Origin of the sequence: Pseudoalteromonas sp. JC28, assembly GCF_013319255.1 — a bacterium.
GTDB lineage: Bacteria > Pseudomonadota > Gammaproteobacteria > Enterobacterales > Alteromonadaceae > Pseudoalteromonas.
The window spans coordinates 423,367-442,970 of sequence record NZ_QOKX01000001.1; the positions used below are offsets into that span (position 1 = coordinate 423,367).

17 protein-coding genes are annotated in these 19,604 nt (G+C 43.4%); 10 read left to right on the plus strand and 7 right to left on the minus strand.

Annotated elements, in window-relative coordinates; translation table 11 throughout:
• Window positions 1–2,253 (minus strand): TonB-dependent receptor, encoded by a 2,253-nt coding sequence (locus DS891_RS01830; protein ID WP_174168695.1) that lies wholly within the window; start codon window positions 2,251–2,253, stop codon window positions 1–3.
• A 253-nt stretch (window positions 2,254–2,506) separates the two neighbouring features.
• Between DS891_RS01830 and DS891_RS01835 the strand changes: the two genes are divergently transcribed.
• The 3 genes from DS891_RS01835 to DS891_RS01845 all read left to right on the plus strand — a co-directional run bounded on the left by DS891_RS01835 (window position 2,507) and on the right by DS891_RS01845 (window position 6,426).
• Entirely contained in the window at window positions 2,507–3,508 is a 1,002-nt protein-coding gene (locus DS891_RS01835) for a LacI family DNA-binding transcriptional regulator (protein ID WP_102057002.1), read from the plus strand.
• Window positions 3,509–3,637: 129 nt separating this feature from the next.
• On the plus strand, window positions 3,638–4,900 hold the full coding sequence (locus DS891_RS01840) for a sugar MFS transporter (protein WP_174168697.1): 1,263 nt from the start codon (window positions 3,638–3,640) through the stop codon (window positions 4,898–4,900).
• Window positions 4,901–4,908: 8 nt separating this feature from the next.
• A complete protein-coding gene (locus tag DS891_RS01845) occupies window positions 4,909–6,426 on the plus strand; it encodes a trehalase family glycosidase (RefSeq protein WP_174168699.1) in 1,518 nt (505 codons plus the stop codon).
• Here the strand turns inward: DS891_RS01845 and DS891_RS01850 are convergent.
• Entirely contained in the window at window positions 6,362–7,273 is a 912-nt protein-coding gene (locus DS891_RS01850; protein ID WP_174168701.1) for an AraC family transcriptional regulator, read from the minus strand. The two genes, DS891_RS01845 and DS891_RS01850, sit on opposite strands and share 65 nt — an antisense overlap.
• A gap of 158 nt (window positions 7,274–7,431) precedes the next feature.
• Here DS891_RS01850 and DS891_RS01855 point away from each other — a divergent pair, with 158 nt between their 5' ends.
• Window positions 7,432–8,952 carry an aldehyde dehydrogenase family protein gene (locus tag DS891_RS01855; protein ID WP_174168703.1) on the plus strand — a complete coding sequence of 507 codons (1,521 nt, stop codon included), beginning with the start codon at window positions 7,432–7,434 and terminating at the stop codon, window positions 8,950–8,952.
• A gap of 61 nt (window positions 8,953–9,013) precedes the next feature.
• On the opposite strand, the gene DS891_RS01860 is transcribed toward DS891_RS01855, so the two are convergent.
• Both DS891_RS01860 and DS891_RS01865 read right to left on the minus strand, forming a co-directional pair.
• Entirely contained in the window at window positions 9,014–10,657 is a 1,644-nt protein-coding gene (locus tag DS891_RS01860; RefSeq protein ID WP_010605069.1) for a sensor histidine kinase, read from the minus strand.
• 113 nt (window positions 10,658–10,770) lie between these two features.
• Window positions 10,771–11,487, minus strand: a complete 717-nt coding sequence (locus DS891_RS01865) for a haloacid dehalogenase type II (protein ID WP_174168705.1) — start codon at window positions 11,485–11,487, stop codon at window positions 10,771–10,773.
• A 147-nt stretch (window positions 11,488–11,634) separates the two neighbouring features.
• Between DS891_RS01865 and DS891_RS01870 the strand changes: the two genes are divergently transcribed.
• The 4 genes from DS891_RS01870 to DS891_RS01885 all read left to right on the plus strand — a co-directional run bounded on the left by DS891_RS01870 (window position 11,635) and on the right by DS891_RS01885 (window position 14,709).
• Window positions 11,635–12,522 (plus strand): LysR family transcriptional regulator, encoded by an 888-nt coding sequence (locus DS891_RS01870; RefSeq protein WP_174168707.1) that lies wholly within the window; start codon window positions 11,635–11,637, stop codon window positions 12,520–12,522.
• 119 nt (window positions 12,523–12,641) lie between these two features.
• On the plus strand, window positions 12,642–12,926 hold the full coding sequence (locus tag DS891_RS01875; RefSeq protein WP_010605066.1) for a hypothetical protein: 285 nt from the start codon (window positions 12,642–12,644) through the stop codon (window positions 12,924–12,926).
• Between the two features lie 204 nt (window positions 12,927–13,130).
• Window positions 13,131–13,613, plus strand: a complete 483-nt coding sequence (locus tag DS891_RS01880; protein WP_174168708.1) for a YbaK/EbsC family protein — start codon at window positions 13,131–13,133, stop codon at window positions 13,611–13,613.
• A gap of 331 nt (window positions 13,614–13,944) precedes the next feature.
• Complete coding sequence (locus DS891_RS01885) at window positions 13,945–14,709, plus strand: class II glutamine amidotransferase (protein WP_174168709.1); 765 nt, start codon at window positions 13,945–13,947, stop codon at window positions 14,707–14,709.
• Between the two features lie 64 nt (window positions 14,710–14,773).
• Here the strand turns inward: DS891_RS01885 and DS891_RS01890 are convergent, their stop codons facing one another.
• Genes DS891_RS01890 through purM form a run of 3 tightly spaced genes read right to left on the minus strand, consistent with a single transcriptional unit; the run spans window position 14,774 to window position 17,185 of the window.
• Window positions 14,774–15,469 carry a DUF3108 domain-containing protein gene (locus tag DS891_RS01890; RefSeq protein WP_019647394.1) on the minus strand — a complete coding sequence of 232 codons (696 nt, stop codon included), beginning with the start codon at window positions 15,467–15,469 and terminating at the stop codon, window positions 14,774–14,776.
• Between the two features lie 13 nt (window positions 15,470–15,482).
• Window positions 15,483–16,133, minus strand: a complete 651-nt coding sequence (gene purN / locus DS891_RS01895) for a phosphoribosylglycinamide formyltransferase (RefSeq protein WP_017219541.1) — start codon at window positions 16,131–16,133, stop codon at window positions 15,483–15,485.
• Window positions 16,133–17,185 (minus strand): phosphoribosylformylglycinamidine cyclo-ligase, encoded by a 1,053-nt coding sequence (gene purM / locus DS891_RS01900; protein ID WP_102056995.1) that lies wholly within the window; start codon window positions 17,183–17,185, stop codon window positions 16,133–16,135. The genes purN and purM overlap by 1 nt, the downstream gene beginning before the upstream one ends.
• 386 nt (window positions 17,186–17,571) lie before the next feature.
• On the opposite strand from purM, the gene DS891_RS01905 reads away from it, so the two are divergent.
• Window positions 17,572–17,814: a YdcH family protein gene (locus DS891_RS01905; protein WP_010373888.1), complete on the plus strand. Its 243-nt coding sequence runs from the start codon at window positions 17,572–17,574 to the stop codon at window positions 17,812–17,814.
• A 252-nt stretch (window positions 17,815–18,066) separates the two neighbouring features.
• Window positions 18,067–19,569, plus strand: coding sequence for a bifunctional diguanylate cyclase/phosphodiesterase (locus tag DS891_RS01910; protein ID WP_233525162.1), 1,503 nt, complete (start codon window positions 18,067–18,069; stop codon window positions 19,567–19,569).
• Window positions 19,570–19,604: the final 35 nt, after the last annotated feature.

Below are 19,604 nucleotides of genomic sequence, written 5' to 3' on the forward strand. Positions count from 1 at the left end.
CTAGAACGTATACGCAACGCTAAACTTTACACTCCTTGGCATGATATAGCGGCCGTTAGGTGAATCTGGGTTACGTGGATCCCCCTCGGTGATCCCTTGTTTATCAGTAAGATTATCTACCGCTAGTTGTAATTTTACGCCCTCTGTTGGCTCTACGATAAGGCCAATATCAAGCTTTTCGTAGCCCTCTAACACGACAGTGTTTTCATTATCGCCAAAACGGTCATCTACAGCTGAGAGTGTGCCATACAAGGTGGCATACATACCTGACATTTCAAAGTCGTAGCTTGGTGTAACGCGCAGCATCCAATCTGGTTGGCGCTGTGCTTTATTTCCCTCATTTGTTGGGCTTTCAGTAATTTCAGTGTCTTGCCAAGTGGCATTCAAGTTTATCGATAAACCCGATTCATGGTTGTAGCTGTAATCAAGTTCTACACCGGTTGCTTCATTGGTTAGAATTTCCGCAGGTATACCTGGGCGTCTTACAAACGTGTCGCCTTTTACTTCGTTGGTAAATAAAGTAACAAAGAGGTCGCCGGTTTCACCCATATATTTATAGCCAAGCTCAGCTTGTGTGACTTCTTTAATCAGCGACTCGCCCGATTCATAGGTGCTATAGTTGTCTCTGAAGTCGTCGAAATAAGGCATTTTGTAGCCTTTGTTCATACGCACAAAAACACCTGAATCTAAGCTCAAACTATAGTCAGCGCCTAAGGTCCATGAAGTCTTGCGCTCATCATAGTCAACCGCTTTTGTGATCACTCCGTCTAAATCTTCATCTACAGAGTATTCTACCTCGTGCTGCTCACTACGCAGGCCTAAGTCTAATTTAAGCGCTTCAGTAGCTTGGTAACTATGAGTGGTATAAACTGCCCATGTCGTGGCATCACCAGAACTGTTAATGTCGTAGTTGAAGGCGCAACCGGCAACATCGCTATTACACGCGATACCATTCAATGCTTCGCCACCTTGTTCCAAAACGTGGTAGGCGGTATTGCCTAAGCTCCACCAGTCTTTTGCAGAAGTAGTTGCTGTATAAATACCAAAGGCACTTGACCAATCACCAAAGGTTTTGCTTAAGGCTAAGTCATTGGTGAAAGCTTCGATATCTTTTAATACAACCCAGCGACCATATTGTTGTACCATGGTATCACCCGCGTATTCATCGCCCGTGACGCTACCTGTTGCGGTTTCACCATTGTCCGCCACTTCACTTAAACGCATGGCACTGCCAGCAGGCACAAGGCCTAGTGTATTTGCATCGCCTTGCGTTAAGCTAAAGCGGTCATTTAACTGCCAACCATTTTTGAATTCTACTTTTAAGCTACCTCCAGAAACATGGCCTTTCCAGCCGCGACCATCACCCATATCTACGCTCATCGGTGCATTTTCATCACCGACATAAATAATAGCTTTGCGATTATTCGTTCCCAGCTGAGTAAAGCCCGCATCCACACCCTCAACATTAAGTGGGGTTGGCAGATACCATGCGCCTCTGTCATCAGTTTGACGGGTATAAAGGTTAAATTCACCATCAGCAAACTCTTTGGTTAGGTTTATGGTAAATTGATGGCCTTTTTCTGAGGTAAAGCCCGCATCACGGATCCCAGAAGAGCGTTTGATATAGCCGCCAACCATGTAGTAAAGATCATTGGAGATCTCACCACTTAACACGCCGTCAATGCGATTAAGACCATAGTCTGTGGTGGTATATTTAAACGTCCCTTCGGTGTCGGCTTGGCCGCGTTTAAGTTGAAAGTTAGTTGTTAAGCCCGGCTGACCATTAGACACCACGGGGTTTGGTCCACCACGCAGGCCTTCCATCATACTGATGGTTTCATCGAGTCTGAAAATCGAGGTGTTTTCTAAAAATGAGAGCGTTGGCGCGGGATATATAGGACTGCCTTGCAAACTAACCGTTAAGAATGGCGCATCCCCACCGCCTGGAAAGCCGCGAACAAAAACGTTGGCACCGGATTCACCTCCTGAACTTTCAACCCAGATCCCAGGCACCGCTTTAAGCAAGTCAGCGGTACTTTTGGGGGCGAGCTTATCAATTTGCACGGCATCGATGTTAGTCACAGCAAAGCTTGCATCAATTTTTCTGATCCCTGCGCCACCAGGTGTACCTGACACAATGATGGTTTCTACTTTTTCTTTGTTATTGTTCGGTTGTTGTTCAGCCTGAGCTGATGCGCTTAACGCAAGCGTTATAGCTGCAGCGATCAAGCTTAAGGAGTTAGTTTTTATCACGGCTAAAGCCCTCTTGTTGTTGTCATAGACTGGTATTTAACGACTGTCTATTTTTTAAAATAGATCTTAATGCAAACGTTTGCAATGATGTTGTTTAAAAATTTGTCATAAAATGATGGAAGGCGTTACAAATTTACAGTGATTGCTTATCTTTTCTGCTTGGTTAGGGTAGGAGATTCAATTAGTTATGGTTTAAGTATCAAAAAATTGTAAGAATAGCGATGTAATAACGTGTGCTAAAAAGGGGTTTGCGATGGGAACAACACAATTAAAGCTATCAGATCTAGCAAGGCTAGCTGGAGTCTCTACCTCCACAGCTTCCCGTGCACTCAATGATAACCCTCTGATAAAAAAGGAAACTCGAGAGCGCATTCAGGCGCTTGCAAAAGAACATCACTTTAGCGTTAACGCGGCGGCTAGTCGCTTACGGATGCAAAAAACCAAAGTCATTGCCGTTATTATCAATCTCGAAGCCGAAACCAAACAATCCGTCGACGACCCATTTTTACTTAAAGTAGTGAGCGATATTAATCGTGCGGTGAACCGAAAAGGGTACGAGTTATTACTCTCTAATTCTTATATGGCAGGGGAAGACTGGCATGGTTATTTTATTTCTGGCCGTCGAGCCGATGGAGTTATCGTTGTCGGGCAAGGCAAGGAGCAAGCACGAATTGAACGTGCTGCAAGAGCTGGCACGCCGATCGTGGTATGGGGCGACCCTAAAACTTCTGCAAATTATCCTATCGTTGGTAGTGACAATTTTATTGGTGGCCTTAGCGCAACGGAGCACTTAATTGCCAAGGGAGCGTCTAAACTTCTATTTTTGGGCGATCCGGGTCATGCCGAACTTGGTGAGCGCTATCGCGGATTTTGCCATGCGGTGGAAAAAGCCAAGGTAGAAGCGCAAATGATTAAAATCGACATTACTTCAGAGGCTGCCTACGCGAGTATAAACGCTTTGTTGCGAGCACAAGGATTAACCTTTGATGGGATCTTTGCGTGTAGTGATATGGTCGCGCTTGGGGCACTAAAAGCGCTAAAAGAGCGTTACGTTAGCGTACCAAATGACGTACGAATAGTCGGATTTGACGACATAGCCATGGCACAGATCAGCTTCCCTGCGCTATCTACGATTAAACAAGACACCAATGCAGCGGCACAGTTATTGGTGGAAAAGCTGCTCTCTCAGCTAAGTGGTGAGACATGTGCTTCTCAAGAGGTGCCGTCATTATTAGTGATCAGACAATCTAGTTAACGCAGCACAATATGCGATAACAATCATTAGCTTAAATTGTTTTGATGTGATTTGAAATGCAAACGATTGCAAAAATAAAAAAGTCTGTCTAGACTAAAAAGGAATCACAGTGTTTTAACGAGAATAACAATGAATCGAGCACGTATCATACTTGCCATGGCCGTTAGTTACTTCCTATTTGCTATTTTGCTCAATAGCGTAGGGACGGTCATCTTGCAGTCTATTCATAGCTTTGGCATTACAAAAGCGCAGGCCGCCACCTTAGAGGCATTTAAAGATCTTCCCATCGCCATCGTTTCATTTCTGGTTGCGTCGGTTATCCCCAGGGTTGGATTTAAAATTGCTTTGACCGCAGTGCTCGCGGGCGTGGCATTGATTTGCAGTATCACACCTATGGTCGCTGAGTTTTGGATTCTTAAACTAGTATTTGCTTGCGTGGGTGCGGCATTTGCGGTGGTCAAAGTGTCGGTTTATGCGCTCGTTGGCCAAGTCACTGAAGGAAGCAACCAACATTCAAGCCTGCTTAATTTTATTGAGGGCGTGTTTATGTTAGGGGTCCTCGGCGGTTATTGGATTTTTGCGGCGTTTATTAACAGCGGCGATAACTCTCTTGGCTGGTTAAACGTCTATTTCGTGTTAGCTGTGCTGAGCGCGTTCACCGCATTTATTGTTTGGATCTCCCCAATTGCAAAGCCAGAGCCAACGCAAGCCACCGAGTCTAGTGTCTCTGCATTTATAGCGATGTTAAAGCTTGTGGCTAAGCCCCTTGTGCTGGTATTTGTGATTTCCGCATTTTTATACGTATTGATAGAGCAGAGTATAGGCACTTGGTTGCCTACTTTTAATAATGAGATCTTGTCATTACCGGTGAATATTAGCGTGCAAATTACCAGTGTTTTTGCTGCTTGCTTAGCACTCGGTCGGCTCGGTGCCGGCGTTGTGCTCACCAAAGTACATTGGTATGTGGTGTTAAATGTTTGCCTTGCCGCTATGGCAGGATTAGTGATTTTAACGTTACCGATGACTGAGGGTATTGAGAAAACGCTTATTTCTTCGTTATTTGACGCACCCCTTGTGGCTTTTCTCATGCCGCTGATCGGTCTTTTTATGGCGCCTATTTATCCAGTGATTAATTCGGTAATGCTAAGTAGTTTACCCACTACACAGCACGCGTCGATGACAGGGCTAATCGTTGTATTTTCAGCGCTGGGTGGTAGCACGGGTTCAATGATCACAGGTTTAGTATTTCAACATTTTGGTGGTCAACAAGCGTTTTATGGGGCACTTATTCCCATGCTGGTGATTGCAGTGTGTTTATATTTCTTTAAATCGATGAGTGAGTCTAGCCAATCAAATCATGCTCACACGCCAAGTCAACAAAAGGTGAGCTGAGGTTTTACATGCAGTACCAATCAAACTTTTATTCCACAGAGATTTTTAAGGCGGTGCAAAGCGCTGGCCTGTTTTCAGACAGTAAGGTTTTTGCAGATGCCATCGCAAAAATTCCGCTTGCAGAGATAGAAAACCAGTATGTGATGCAAAAGCCGACGGGAGAGGCATTACTTAGATTTGTGCATGCGCATTTTGACTTTGTTGCCAACAAAGAATTAAATGCCTTACCCGATTTTACTAGTGCGCAGCAGTATATCAGTGCGCTGTGGTCGCGTTTATCTAGAAAGCCGAGCACCGTTGCTAAGGGCTCCTTGCTACCTTTACCCCATCCGTATGTTGTACCGGGTGGACGTTTTAATGAGATTTATTACTGGGATAGCTACTTTACGGCACTTGGGCTTTTGGATGCGAACAGAAGCGATCTCGTTGAGGGAATGTTAGATAACTTTGTGAGTCTTATTGATCGTATTGGACATGTACCTAACGGCAATCGAGATTATTACCAAAGTCGTTCCCAGCCACCTGTAACAGCATTAATGGTTGATTTACTGTGGCAGGAAAAATCCCATGATAAGCAGTGGCTGTCGCGAGTTACTCAGGCATTACTGAAAGAGCATCAGTTTTGGCAGACCGGAGAGGATTTGAGTTGCACGGATAAAAAAGCGCAGTACCGAGTCGTCAACATGCCATGTGGGGGCAAACTGAATCGCTACTGGGATCCGCTTGCAGCGCCGCGCCCAGAGTCTTTTATTGAGGATATAGAATTAGCCGCAGCGGTTACGGACAGCGAAACGTTTTATCAGCACATTCGTGCGGCTTGTGAGTCGGGGTGGGACTTTAGTAGCCGTTGGTTAGCAAACGCTGACGATTTAGCGAGCATTCGTACAACAGACATTATCCCTGTGGATTTAAATGCACTACTAGTATTGCTTGAGTCGCAAATCGCACGTTGTTTTGAGAAATTAAACGAGCTAACGCAAGCTCAGTACTATGCCAATTTAGCGTCAAATCGTAGTGCACTGATACAGAAATATTGTTGGTGCGATAAAAAAGGCTGGTTTTTCGATGTGGATCTTAATGATTATGCGCGTACCTCCGTTGAATCTCTAGCGGGCGTTGTGCCTATGTTTGCAGAGCTGGTTACACCTGAGCAGGCAGAGCATATTGGCAAAAAACTCAAGGCAGAGTTTTTGCAGCAAGGTGGATTGGTTAGTACCTTAGTCACTACTTCACAGCAGTGGGACAGTCCTAATGGCTGGGCACCACTACAGTGGTTTGCGGTGTCAGGTTTAAGGGCATATGGTCAAAATCAACTCGCGAATAAGATTATGCAAGCATGGCTTTATGCTGTTGAAACCGGCTTTGAGCAAACCGGCTGTTTGCTTGAGAAGTACAATGTGGTTGAACCGGATAAACAGGCAAGTGGCGGAGAATACGTGGTGCAACAGGGTTTTGGCTGGACTAACGGAGTAACCAGTCGTTTTTATCGGCTTTTAGTGCCTGAAGTTGATAGTCCTTCGGTGTGATATTAAAGGCTTGTTTAAACGCTCGACTGAATTGACTTGGATGCTTAAAGCCGAGTGCAAAACTAATTGCGGTGATCTGAATTCCTGCTTTTAGTTTTGCCTTTGCTTCAGTTAGTCTCCGTGCTTGGAGCCACTGCTGTGGCGTCGTCGAAAATGACTTTTTAAATTGATTGAAAAAGCGACTTCTACTCATGCAGCTAAGTTTACAAAGCTTCTCTACATCTAGTGGCTGGTCTAAATGAGTCTCCAAATAATGCATCGCTTGATACAAACCATTATGATCTGGTGCTTGTTTTACTGCGCCTAACAGCAGATCTCGGCTTTGTTGCTGTAGTAGTCTTGCAATTAGTTCGTCCATTGCCAAATCGATAAAGTATCCCCGCTCAGCCTCATTCTCACTGAACAGATGGAGCAATCGCCCCAAACAGTGCTGGGTTTGCCAGTTATGCTCGGTGTGCACCAGCTGCTTTTGATAATTAAAATCACTAGGAAGCGAAAGCGCTAACTTCTCGCTCACGGTATTAATTTTCTCTCGACTGATCTCAATTGCTAAACAGGTGGTGGGAGCGGATAAGCTGGCGTCGGGAAAGTCTATAAATACGGTTTGTTCTGGTGCCAATACGAAGCTTTGATGAGGTAAAAAGGGCTGATGATAGTCGCAACTGTCTACGTGCATCACTTTTTTGCCAGTGATCATCGCACAAAACAACACTTCATTAGAGGCGAGTTTGACTCTGTTGGTACTTTCGTATGTGTCATAGACGCTTAGCTCAACGTGATTGGCGGCAAAACTTATTTTGTTTTCAACTAAGCGTTCGACACGACTGCGATGTTTAGAGATCTGCAAACAATGCACTCCTTCTCGGTTACTTTTGGACTGTGCGTATACATTCCGAGACCCTAAGTTAAGTTTTTAAAGGTGAATTTGGCTAATGTCAAATATTAGTAAAAACAAAACTGGGACGAATGAAGCCCAAATAAATAACACAAGTTGCAGAGGTAAAAATGATATACGCAAATCCAAATACTGAAGGTGCGATCGTCAGCTTTAAGTCGCAATATCAAAACTTTATTGGCGGTGAATGGACGCCACCCGTTAACGGTCAGTACTTCGACAATATTAGTCCTGTTAATGGCGAAGTGTTTTGTCAGATCCCGCGTTCAAATGATGCAGACATTGAACTGGCACTTGACGCCGCCCATGCTGCAAAGGCGGCGTGGGGTAAAACTTCGGTCACTGAACGAAGCAATATATTACTCAAAATCGCAGACCGAATAGAAGCAAACCTTGAATACCTAGCGATAGCCGAAACATGGGATAATGGAAAAGCTGTACGTGAAACGCTAGCCGCTGATGTTCCCCTTGCAGCTGATCATTTCCGCTATTTTGCAGGTTGCATTCGTGCTCAAGAAGGAGCCATTGGTGAAATTGATGAGTCAACCGTGGCCTATCATTTTCATGAACCTCTGGGCGTTGTGGGGCAGATCATCCCATGGAACTTTCCACTACTTATGGCCGCTTGGAAACTGGCACCCGCTCTCGCAGCTGGAAACTGCGTAGTGCTAAAACCTGCGGAGCAAACGCCTGCGTCTATTTTGTTGTTGATGGAATTAATCGCTGATTTATTACCAAATGGTGTGGTTAATGTTGTAAATGGTTTCGGGAAAGAGGCTGGTGAAGCGCTTGCTACGAGTACACGTATCGCAAAAATTGCGTTTACAGGCTCGACTCCTGTGGGCTCTCACATTCTAAAATGTGCTGCTGAAAACATCATTCCCTCAACGGTGGAACTAGGAGGTAAGTCGCCCAATATCTACTTTAGTGATGTGATGCAAGCTGACGATGATTACCTAAGTAAGTGTATTGAAGGCGCGGTGCTGGCCTACTTTAACCAAGGCGAAGTATGTACTTGTCCATCGCGCTTGCTCGTGCAAGAAGATATATACGATGACTTTATAGCCAAAGTCATCGAACGCACCAAGGCGATTAAACGCGGCAATCCGCTTGATACAGAGACCATGGTTGGTGCACAAGCCTCACAAGCCCAATTTGATAAAATCCTTAGCTATATTGATATTGGCAAGAAGGAAGGGGCTGAAGTGTTAATCGGTGGCGAAGTCGCAGAGCTTGGCGAGGGTTATCACAAAGGCTTTTATATTCAGCCGACGCTGTTAAAAGGGCATAACCAAATGCGGGTATTCCAAGAGGAAATATTTGGTCCGGTGATCTCTTTATGCACTTTTAAAGATGAAGCAGAGGCGTTGGAATTGGCGAATAGCTCTGAGTTTGGTTTAGGTGCTGGGGTGTGGACTAGAGATATGAATCGCGCATATCAATTTGGTCGCCAAATCGAAGCGGGTCGCGTGTGGACTAACTGTTATCATATGTATCCTGCACACGCGGCATTTGGTGGTTATAAAAAATCAGGTATTGGCAGAGAAACTCACAAAAAAGCGCTGGATCATTACCAACAAACCAAGAACCTCTTAGTGAGCTATAGCACCAGTCCTCTAGGATTTTTCTAATTTAATTATTATAGAAGTATTGAGTACTGACCATTGTGGCAGTACTCAATCAGTCATCCGGTTAAGAAACAACTTTTAATGGCGTCGCTTGTTTATTAGCAAATGCTATCCTATATTCGAGTCCTTTGCCGGGCTCGCTGACGGTGTGTACATCTCCATCTAGCCCTTGAGTCACCAAGTTATAGATAATATAAGCGCCAAGTCCCATACCGCCACTTCCTCTTTTGGTGGTATAAAATGGCTCGAATAACTTACTTAATTCAAGCTCCGACATGCCTTTACCATTGTCTTTATAAATAAGCTCAATGTGTTCATCATGTTTAAAGAATTCAATGGTGATCTCACCTTGTTCCGACTCTTTAAAGCCATGTGCAATGGAATTTGCGACTAAATTCGAAATGATCTGAAAAATAACACCGGGATAGGTCGTGGCGATAAGGCCGGGATCGCAATGAAACTTGATTTTATGGTCATGCTTTTTAATCTCTGGATTGAGCGCCGCGATGATCTCTTGAACATAATCATGGACATTAAAGGCCCTCACTTGCTCGCAAGATTGATCGACAGCAACTTGCTTAAAGCTATTAATTAAATTCGCGGTGCGTTGGAGGTTTTTTAATAGCAGTTTGCAAGCGCCAGTAGAATCTGAAATAAAGTCCTCCAATACTCCGGTAGAGAGCACTTTGGTTTGGTACTTCATGGTGAGGTCGTCTAAGTGCTGCTGTAGATAAGTGGTGGAAGTGATGCCAATCCCGATGGGGGTATTGATTTCGTGTGCAACACCTGCAACCAAATCGCCAAGCGATGCCATTTTCTCTCGTTCAAGTAATTGCGTATGAGTACGGTTGAGATAGGCAACGGTTTCTTCTAGCTTTTGATTGGTCTCGACTAGTGAGCGAGTGCGCTCACTCACTAACTCTTCTAACTGCTCTTTATGTTGTTTTAACTCTTGTAAGATTTGCATTCCTTCAACTAGTAAAAACCCTAAAGCGACGATATAGGCCATTAACCTTAAAATATGCCAGCCCCACCAAGCGGTATCCCACAACTTGGATTGCTCGAACATAATAGCGGCTGCGCCAAATAGGAAACAATGTAAGCAAAAGAGCAAATCGCTCACATTATGAGAGTCGCGATATACAAGGAGAATTTTAACTGCGGCGACAAAAAACATAGTACCGCCAATGACGTTGAGCGCCATCGCCGTACCAGTAAAGTGACCTTGCTCAACCATGTGTGGTAAATCCGTAGGGTAAGCTAGGCTTATGGTGCCGATGATGATAGCGGCTGTGCATGCGCTGATCAGCCAATAGCGGTTTTTAAACCAAGTAAATCGGCTGTGAGCAAGCAGGGTGATAAAAGTGAGGCCACCAAAGAAAGTCGCGATACTGTGAAGCCAAACGAAGGTTTGGCCAACATTTACGGCGGCATGGAATCCATCTAAGATCCCCATTACCAGCAGCGCCGTGGCGATTTCGATATTAAAACTTGTACCGGTGTTGTACTTTTCAAAAAATAACAACGCCAATGCAATGAAAAGGGCGACAGCGGAGCCGAAGGTTTCAACCACTGCATGCGCTTCTATCAGCGGCCAAGTTATATTATTAAGAAGCGTACTGCTCAGTAAAAGGGATGCGCCGTGGATAGTTAAGCTAACACCTATGATTATCCAGATCACAATGTGGGTGTTTTTATTTATATTCATGGAGGCTATTCCTTCGATTCACCTCCTTAAATCTAGTACATTTATTATGTAGATAAAGCATGCTGAGCATTTTTATCAGCTGGTATCAAGGTGCCAGCTGATACTTTCCAATGTTACTCGTTTCCAGAAGTGATGAGCTCGTCAGCCAAACTTGTTAAGTCAGGTAGCACGTAATCTGGTGTCTTTGCCAGTGGGTAGAGCTGCTTTTGTGGTCTTGCAATAAATGCTGTGTGCATGCCCGCGGCTTTAGCGCCGGCAACATCCCAGCCGTGAGCCGCCACCATTAGCGCTTGGTCTGGACGAATATTTAATTGCTGTAACGCCCATTCGTAGGCTCTAAGGTCGGGCTTATACACTTTGATGTCTTCAATACTCAAGCGTTGGTCAAAATAGGTAATTAGACCGGCATTTTCAAACTGCGCTTTAACCCCCGCATTCGATGAATTGGTTAAACTCACGAGTTTAAACCCAGCTTGCTTGAGCTGTTTTAGCGCGGGAATGACGTCTTTATGCGGGGGCAAAGAGAGCAGAGCGGGCACGATTGCTTGTTTAGCTTGTGCGTCAGTTATCGTTAGGCCTTTGTTTTTTGCAACCATTTGTAGCGCGGCAACGCCTATCTTGCCAAAATCTTGATAATCACCACTTACTGTAGTCACTAACGAGTGATGTAGCATAGTGGAAAACCAAAGGGCTAATAGGGACTCATCGCCACCTAAAACTTGGCTAACCGGCTTATTCATTGACTCTAAATCAAGTAAGGTTTCATTGACATCGAAGAAAATAACTTCCGGGCGTTCAACCTTTGAGTTGGCTTGGCTAATATTCGGCATTAGGCCTCCTAACATAACGAATAGACTAATTAAGGTGCGTTTCATTGATAATTCCAATTTAGTTGCGATGAGAAGCAGTATATTTATTTGATAAATTTAAACAAAGCGCGCATATTCGAAAGCAAGATTCGAAAAAACTAAATCGACATGTATTCAATCGCTGAACTCGAAACATTCTTAGCTATTATTAAACATCAAGGAGTGGTTAATGCTGCGAAGCAATTGAGACTCTCGCCTGCGACAGTTAGTCATCGTCTTAACAAGTTAGAGCAACATTTAGGCATGACTTTGCTGTTTAGAGATAGTCGTACGCTAACATTGTCCCCAGCCGGAAGTACTTTTAGAGAGCGGGTGGAGCATATATTAGAGGCGCTTTATGATGCTGAGCACGAAATAGGTGCAAGGGGCTCAGCGGTGAGCGGGTTACTTCGTGTCACTATGCCGCCTTGGGTGTTTTCACAATTTGTGATGCCAAATCTAAGTCAATTTGAGCAAGCGCATCCGCAATTAGCACTCGATTTCCTGATCAACGATCAGTTTGTAAACATAGTTGAAGGTGCTCAAGATGTAGCGATACGCGTTGGACAATTGGCTGATTCTGGGTTGTTGGCGAGAAAACTATGCGATAACCATCGGATATTATGTGCAGCGCCGAGCTATATTGACCGCTATGGCATGCCTGATAATATCAGCGAATTACAAAACCACTTTTTTGTATGCTTACATTGGCAACGAGAATTTAAGTTAAAAGAACCAAACGGTAGAATTGTACACTTTAACGCAAAAACTCGTTTTACGATTTCAAACTCAGACAATATGACTTCTGCTGCCCTAGCTGGGCATGGTATTGCAGTTAAATCTCACATTGCCATCAGAGATAACCTAAAAAGAGGTGAGTTAGTGCCTATAATTCCAGGTTGTCTCGAAAGTGACGACGCACCTATTTGGTTTGTCAGGCCTCAGCACTCGCTGAAGACACGCAAGGCAGAGGCATTCTATGAATTTATGAAGGCATTGTTCGAAAATAAGGGCTAATACTTTAGTCTGCTTGTGCTTTTAAACTAATAACTCTAAACTCCGTATTAAAATTAGAAACTAGCCAGCTTGATGATTGTAAAATCGAACTGGTAACACTGATAGCAAACGGAGCTGCTATGTTCAAATTCATTTCTTGGATTTTTTCTGTCACCGCATTTTCACTTACTCTATTCTTTATCGTGCAAGGTAGTTATATGCTTTGTTTAGTCATGCTACTTGCTGGATTGATAGCATTGCCAAAACATGAAAAAGAATTGCAACCACTAGGTATGAGATTACATGCTAAGCATTTTTCTCGGGAGTCTCGTTCACTTAGCTCAAAAGAGGTAATGAACTTTTTATTAGCATGCTCATTGGCTGGCGCTAGCCTTGCGTATCAATGGCATGTGGTAACAATATAGACTTTACTGAACTTAATATCTTGAGTGTTTATATACAGCCATGATCCGAGTTTCTCTTAATGGGATACTCGGATATTTTTCAATGCTACCCCCGAGATAGGGTTAGCCTGATATCACAAATAGTATAAAACATACATGATGTTTAAAATCCGCTCACTAGCTGTTAGATTGGTTTTAACTACCATAGCATGGAAGAGCAATTGAATGTCACAGCCGTTAAAATCCTCATCAATACGTGTTCAAGAGTTCCTAGCCAGTCATGGGCATAACTTCACCGTTACAGAGCTTGCAGACTCTACTCGTACCGCGAAAGATGCTGCAAATGCGATTGGTTGCACTGAGTCTCAAATCGCCAAGTCTCTGATATTTAAAGATAGCAATACTGAAAAGGCGGTCTTGATAATTGCTTCTGGTAGCAACCAAGTGTCCGTGAAAAAAGTGGAAGCAGCAATTAATGTAAAGCTCGAAAAAGCGAACGCAAACTTTGTGCGGGGAAAAACCGGTTTTGCCATTGGCGGTGTGCCTCCTGTGGCGCACACTGACTCTGTGTTGACGATAATTGATAAAGATTTAAAGCAATACGATCGTATTTGGGCTGCGGCAGGCACGCCCAACTCGGTTTTTGAGTTAAAAGCGCATGATCTAGATACGCTTACGGGTGGCACTTGGTTAGATATTGCGAAGTAATCCTCAGTTCGTAATCTACTTTGTGTCTATGTGATCCATCTATCAGTCAACTTGGGGTGGTCATTAAGGTTTTCAACCAATAAAGTGCTTTCTAGATGAGAACAGTCCGATAGTCATTCAAAATAATCGTATTAATACCGCTCTCAAGGTAGTTGAATTTAAAAGGTAAAGACACAGAGATACATGATAAACTTACCGCCAATAATTCAGTAGTATGACTATCTACGATAATCGAGCTACTAGTCATAAGTGTGACCAAACGTGTGACCTTTTGATATTTGTGATTTGTATTTTAATCATAACTTTATGATATTTAGGGTTTAAGTGATTTATGTGTGAGCTTTTGGGGATGTCGGCGAACGTACCGACGGATATTTGTTTTAGCTTTTCTGGGTTGTTGGAGCGCGGTGGTAATACGGGTCCTCACAAAGATGGCTGGGGTATCACCTTTTACGAGGGGAAAGGATGTCGAACCTTTAAAGATCCAGAGCCTAGCTGTCAGTCTGAAATTGCTAAACTAGTCAAAGCATATCCGATTAAAAGCGTGTCTGTAATAAGTCATATTCGACAGGGAAATAGGGGGCGGACTTGTCTTGAAAATACCCACCCATTTACTCGAGAATTATGGGGTCGGGAGATCACTTATGCTCACAATGGCCAGCTTTCGGACTATAAAGATTTAAAAACTGACTTCTATCGATCTGTTGGGAATACAGACAGTGAACTTGCCTTTTGCTGGATTTTGGACAAAGTAAGAGAAAAATACCCAAGTCGTCCGTCAAACATGATCTCAGTTTTCAGGTATATCGCAAAGCTAGCGCACACATTGAGAGACAAAGGGGTATTCAACATGTTGATAACCGATGGTATTTATGTGTTGGCGTATTGCACCAATAATCTACATTGGATAACCCGTAGAGCCCCATTTGGTAAGGCTACCTTAATTGATGCGGATATGGTGGTGGATTTTCAAAAGGAAACCACACCAGATGATGTTGTCACTGTTATTGCGACTCGACCGCTGACCAACGATGAACAGTGGCAGAAACTTGAGCCCGGCGAGTTTGCTTTATTCAAATTAGGTGAGAAGGTGTAGTTCTGAGTTTTTGTAAGCAAAGGCGGCCTAGTTGAGCCGCCTTGATGAGTTAACGATGTAGCTATCAACTCTCTGATTTGGGTTGGTAGGTTTTAAGCTCTATCTGAAACTGCTCCATACCATCTTTACCTTTGTACATTTTAACCAGCATATGATCATAACTTGGTGCAAACCAAGCAATGGCTTGACGATCGCTATCATCATAAACGCGTTTAACTTTGATGGTTTTGACGTTGCCAAAAGGTAGAGTGATCATTTCCTCGCCAGCCACCTCAAAATCATAGCTTCGCTGGTCGCCTTTTTTGTCTATGATAGGATAGCTAAACTTGGTCTTTCCCGCCTTTAAATCCTCTCGCAGCTGTACTTGATAACTAATTAAATCTTGCTGATTCTCAAGCCACTTCACTTTCAGTGGATACTTTTCTTCACTGGAGGTAATTGCTTGGTTTTGATGATCAAACTTAATTTTGTAGCTTTTATCTGGACCAGTCCCTTCACGGGTCATACTGTAATGTAGTGGGCTGACGGTATGTTCAGCGACTTTAAACAATGATTCTTCAGTTCTTACGTCTGAAAAAATCATCCATTCGATATCGCTTTTGTAACGTACAGCGTATGTTGCATCCGCTATTTTTGTGAGGTCTCGCGTGGCACTACCATGAACCTTACCTTTGCGTGAAACTTGGTATTCGGCGTGATATTCAGTGAGAGAGTTCGCAAATGTCGAAGTGGAAAGTAGAGCGCTAATACCAATTAGCACAGCGCTCCATTTTTTATTTTTCTGGGTACGGCGCACCTTGAACTGGTAAGGTTTTGTTATCAAAAACAGCATAGTCTGCTTCCATTGTTAGTCTTTGTTCGCTGAACCATTTGACCACCAAAGGATAAAGAATGTGTTCTTGCTTATGCACACGTTGCGCCAGTGACTCTGCCGTATCATCTGGAAGAACAGCGACCTTGGCCTGACAGACCACAGGACCACCATCTAACTCTTCTGTGACAAAGTGAACGCTAGCACCATGTTCTGCATCGTTTGCATCGATTGCTCTTTGGTGGGTGTTCAGCCCTTGATACTTAGGCAACAAAGAAGGATGAATGTTCAACATTTTTCCTCTAAATTTTTGCACCAAGTTTGGAGTTAGAATACGCATAAATCCAGCTAATACAACCAAATCTGGTGTAAAGCTATCAATTAGTTGACCAAGCGCAACGTCATACTCTTCACGAGATGCGTATTGCTTATGGTCTAAAACAGAAGTCGCTATACCAGCCTCTTGCGCTCTGGTTAGGCCGTATGCGTCCGCTTTATTACTGACAACGGCTGCAATTTCACCTTGAATATAGCCAGATTTGCAAGCATCAATGATTGCTTGCAAATTTGAACCACTACCAGAGATCAGAACAACAAGGCGAGTGGGTGCCATTACTCGGCACCACCTAAGATCTCAACTTGCTCTTCACCAGCCTGAGCGTCTTGAATTTCACCGATGTGCCAAGCGTTTTCGCCTTGTGCTTTCAGGATTTCAAGGCTTTGTTCAAGCTTGTCAGCAGGAACAACTAAGATCATGCCAACACCACAGTTGAATGTGCGGTACATTTCGTGCGTTGCAATGTTACCGTTTTCTTGTAACCAGTTGAAGATTGCAGGCCATTGCCAGCTATCACCTTTAATCACCGCTTTTGCTGACTCAGGTAGCACACGAGGGATGTTTTCCCAAAAACCGCCGCCAGTGATATGAGAAAGTGCGTGAACATCAACTTCTTTTAATAGCGCTAAGATTTGCTTCACGTAGATACGCGTTGGTTCTAGCAGGTGCTCGCCTAGGGTTTTGCCTTCGAACTCTGCGTTAGTGTCTGCGCCAGATACTTCTAGTACTTTACGGATTAGAGAGTAGCCGTTTGAGTGCGGACCGCTTGAACCTAGTGCAATTAGCTGATTGCCAGCCGCAACTTTAGTTCCATCAATGATTTTAGACTTCTCTACCACGCCAGTACAAAAGCCTGCCATATCGTAGTCATCGCCTTCGTACATGCCTGGCATTTCAGCCGTTTCACCACCGATAAGCGCACAACCAGAAAGCTCGCATCCTTTACCAATACCAGATACTACGTCCGCCGCAACATCAACGTCTAACTTGCCTGTAGCATAGTAGTCCAAGAAAAATAGGGGTTCAGCGCCTTGGACAATAAGATCGTTAACACACATAGCAACTAGGTCAATACCTACTGTGTCGTGCTTTTTCAAATCGATAGCTAAGCGTAGCTTAGTACCAACACCGTCAGTGCCAGCAACCAAAACAGGCTCTTTATATCCAGTTGGAAGTTCGCATAGTGCACCAAAACCACCAATGCCACCCATTACTTCTGGGCGACGAGTTTTTTTCACTACGCCTTTAATTCTTTCGACCAATGCGTTGCCCGCATCGATGTCAACGCCAGCGTCTTTATAACTAAGAGACTGTTTTTGTTCGCTCACAGGTTTTCCTCAAAAGTTGCTAGATAGATTTGCTTAGAAACGCCGACATTTTACAACAATTGCATCTAGGCGGCTAGCGACTTTGCGAGAAACCCTAAGAATGTGGTCAAAGGTCCTCGATTTTGTATCACGAACAGTATAAAGAAACGACAAAAACTTTGATTGTTTATAACTGAATGTGATTTGCGTTAGATCAATACTCAAAGAAGGTGGCAGCGTACTATGGAAACAGGCCCAATCAGACAGTAACTTCAAAAAATGTATTCGAAATCACTGTCACTAACGGCGCATTGATTGGGTCTACCCTAAACTCAAATGCATTTTCAGCCTTAATCTGAGATTTATACCCAAACTCAGATTACCTAGCTATTTATGGGAATAAAACGATGAATATTGAACGCCACAGCCTAGCTAAAGAACTGCCAGAGTTTAAAGACAGAATTCATGAATTAAAACTGTCTGATGGACATTTCTCAAAACTTTTTAAAGATTATCATGAAGTAGACAATGAAGTTATTCGAATTGAAGACGGTGTAGAGCACTCAAGTGATGAGTATCTTGAGTCACTGAAGAAAAAGAGACTGTGGTTAAAAGATCAACTTTACCGAATTCTAAAAAGTGCAGACTAACTTTTAATCAAGGCCAACTGGTCTATGTGAGCGGGCTGCCAAGTCCGCTACTAAATTCCCCACCAATTGTTGAATAATTTAGCCTGTCCCGAGCAAGGGCAGATTTATAATCTATACTCTAACCATTGTATTCCATGCACGACGACTCCTTTGATTGCACTTATATTAGTATTAGCTGGCAGCTTTATCATGGGATTAGCTTTTTCACCGGCCTTTAAAATATGTCGATTAACCTCTTCGGTCGGGTGGCGAGTGTTGTTAATTCTTATGGCTCTGTTTGAACTCGGATACTTGAGCTTTGCCTACTTTCTGTACGATCACAATAGCGCTAGTTTCATTGAGCAAGGCTTAAGTTTAATCCTGTTTCTTGGCTCCATTTTTGTTTTTGTGGTGAATTGTCTAAGTCTAACAAGTCTGCAAGAATTAAATGAAATTGCAACGCAGGCCAAATATAACGCTGAACATGATTTTTTAACGGATTTAGAGAATCGCCAGCGCTGCATTGACGCCATTAATGAACGTAAGCATCAGCAGCTCGACTTTAGTGTTATCTTGGTTGATCTGAATAATTTTAAGCAGATCAACGATGCAAAAGGGCACTTCTTTGGTGATAAATTGTTGGTGGAACTTGCACACAAAATGCGTGCAGCACTGCTTCCTCGTAGCAAGTTATATCGCATGGGCGGCGATGAATTCATTATCCTGATGGACGTTACAGACGTAAACTGTATTTACTCTCAAAACAATGCACTACTGAGCGAATTAAAGTCTGGGATAGAAATTGAGGAGTTACAACTGGATGTGACCTACAGCGCAGGAGCAAGCTTATGGACTAAATCGCGCCAACTTGATGTGTTTGACCTTTTGAAGCAAGCTGATATCGCCATGTATTCGGCCAAGCATAGCCGTCAAAGCATCGTCATCTTTGATGAAGAGCTTCATGAGGGAATTGAGGCCGAGTTCCAACTTTTAGCTAATCTCAAAGTTGCGCTCGCTCGAGGTGAATTGGCGCTCTATTATCAACCGATAGTGTGTTCTCAAAGTGGTGATATTCATGGAGTAGAAGCGCTACTAAGGTGGCCTCAGCCCGACGGTACAATGATAATGCCAGATCAGTTTATTGAGTTAGCGGAGCGTAATAATCTTATCCGGCAGCTGAGTGCATTTGTGATTAACCGTGTATTCCAAGACCTTGCAATATTGATTGAAATAGATGACAAGTTAGTTGTGCATATCAACCTTTCCTGCCAAGATTTTGCTGAACAGAATCTAATTAATACCCTTGCTATGCTACTGGATACTCACCGAGTCGACCCAACTCATATAGTATTTGAGCTTACAGAAAGCACCGTAATGGAAGAAGTGGAAAAAGCGAGAAGCCTAATTGAAACATTAATAGATATGGGATTTGCAGTGAGTATTGATGACTTCGGCACTGGTTTTTCTTCATTTTCTATTTTAAAAGAGTTACCAATTTCGCAGATCAAAATAGACGGTTCGTTTGTAAGGCTAAGTCATGAAAGTGAAAAAGATCAAGCCATAGTAGAAACCAGTATGTTTTTAGCACGTAAATTGAACTGCAGTATTGTTGCTGAGGGTGTTGAAAGCGATGCTTGTTTGCAGTATTTGTATAGCTTGAATTGTCCGTATATTCAGGGCTTTCAGATATGTGAACCACTTTCGCTAAGCGAATGCGTAAAGTGGATTAATTCCCAGAATATGGTGAAAGGCGCAATGAAAAGGTTAGACGGATGAGGTCTATAACCTCTCTCTGCAAAAAGCTTGATATC

Bases quoted from the DNA above. Each gene is read 5' to 3' on its own strand.
- DS891_RS01835 (WP_102057002.1), top strand. From the start codon at position 2,507: ATGGGAACAACACAATTAAAGCTATCAGATCTAGCAAGGCTAGCTGGA.
- DS891_RS01840 (WP_174168697.1), top strand. From the start codon at position 3,638: ATGAATCGAGCACGTATCATACTTGCCATGGCCGTTAGTTACTTCCTA.
- DS891_RS01845 (WP_174168699.1), top strand. From the start codon at position 4,909: ATGCAGTACCAATCAAACTTTTATTCCACAGAGATTTTTAAGGCGGTG.
- DS891_RS01855 (WP_174168703.1), top strand. From the start codon at position 7,432: ATGATATACGCAAATCCAAATACTGAAGGTGCGATCGTCAGCTTTAAG.
- DS891_RS01860 (WP_010605069.1), bottom strand. From the start codon at position 10,657: ATGAATATAAATAAAAACACCCACATTGTGATCTGGATAATCATAGGT.
- DS891_RS01865 (WP_174168705.1), bottom strand. From the start codon at position 11,487: ATGCCGAATATTAGCCAAGCCAACTCAAAGGTTGAACGCCCGGAAGTT.
- DS891_RS01870 (WP_174168707.1), top strand. From the start codon at position 11,635: ATGTATTCAATCGCTGAACTCGAAACATTCTTAGCTATTATTAAACAT.
- DS891_RS01875 (WP_010605066.1), top strand. From the start codon at position 12,642: ATGTTCAAATTCATTTCTTGGATTTTTTCTGTCACCGCATTTTCACTT.
- DS891_RS01880 (WP_174168708.1), top strand. From the start codon at position 13,131: ATGTCACAGCCGTTAAAATCCTCATCAATACGTGTTCAAGAGTTCCTA.
- DS891_RS01885 (WP_174168709.1), top strand. From the start codon at position 13,945: ATGTGTGAGCTTTTGGGGATGTCGGCGAACGTACCGACGGATATTTGT.
- purN (WP_017219541.1), bottom strand. From the start codon at position 16,133: ATGGCACCCACTCGCCTTGTTGTTCTGATCTCTGGTAGTGGTTCAAAT.
- DS891_RS01905 (WP_010373888.1), top strand. From the start codon at position 17,572: ATGAATATTGAACGCCACAGCCTAGCTAAAGAACTGCCAGAGTTTAAA.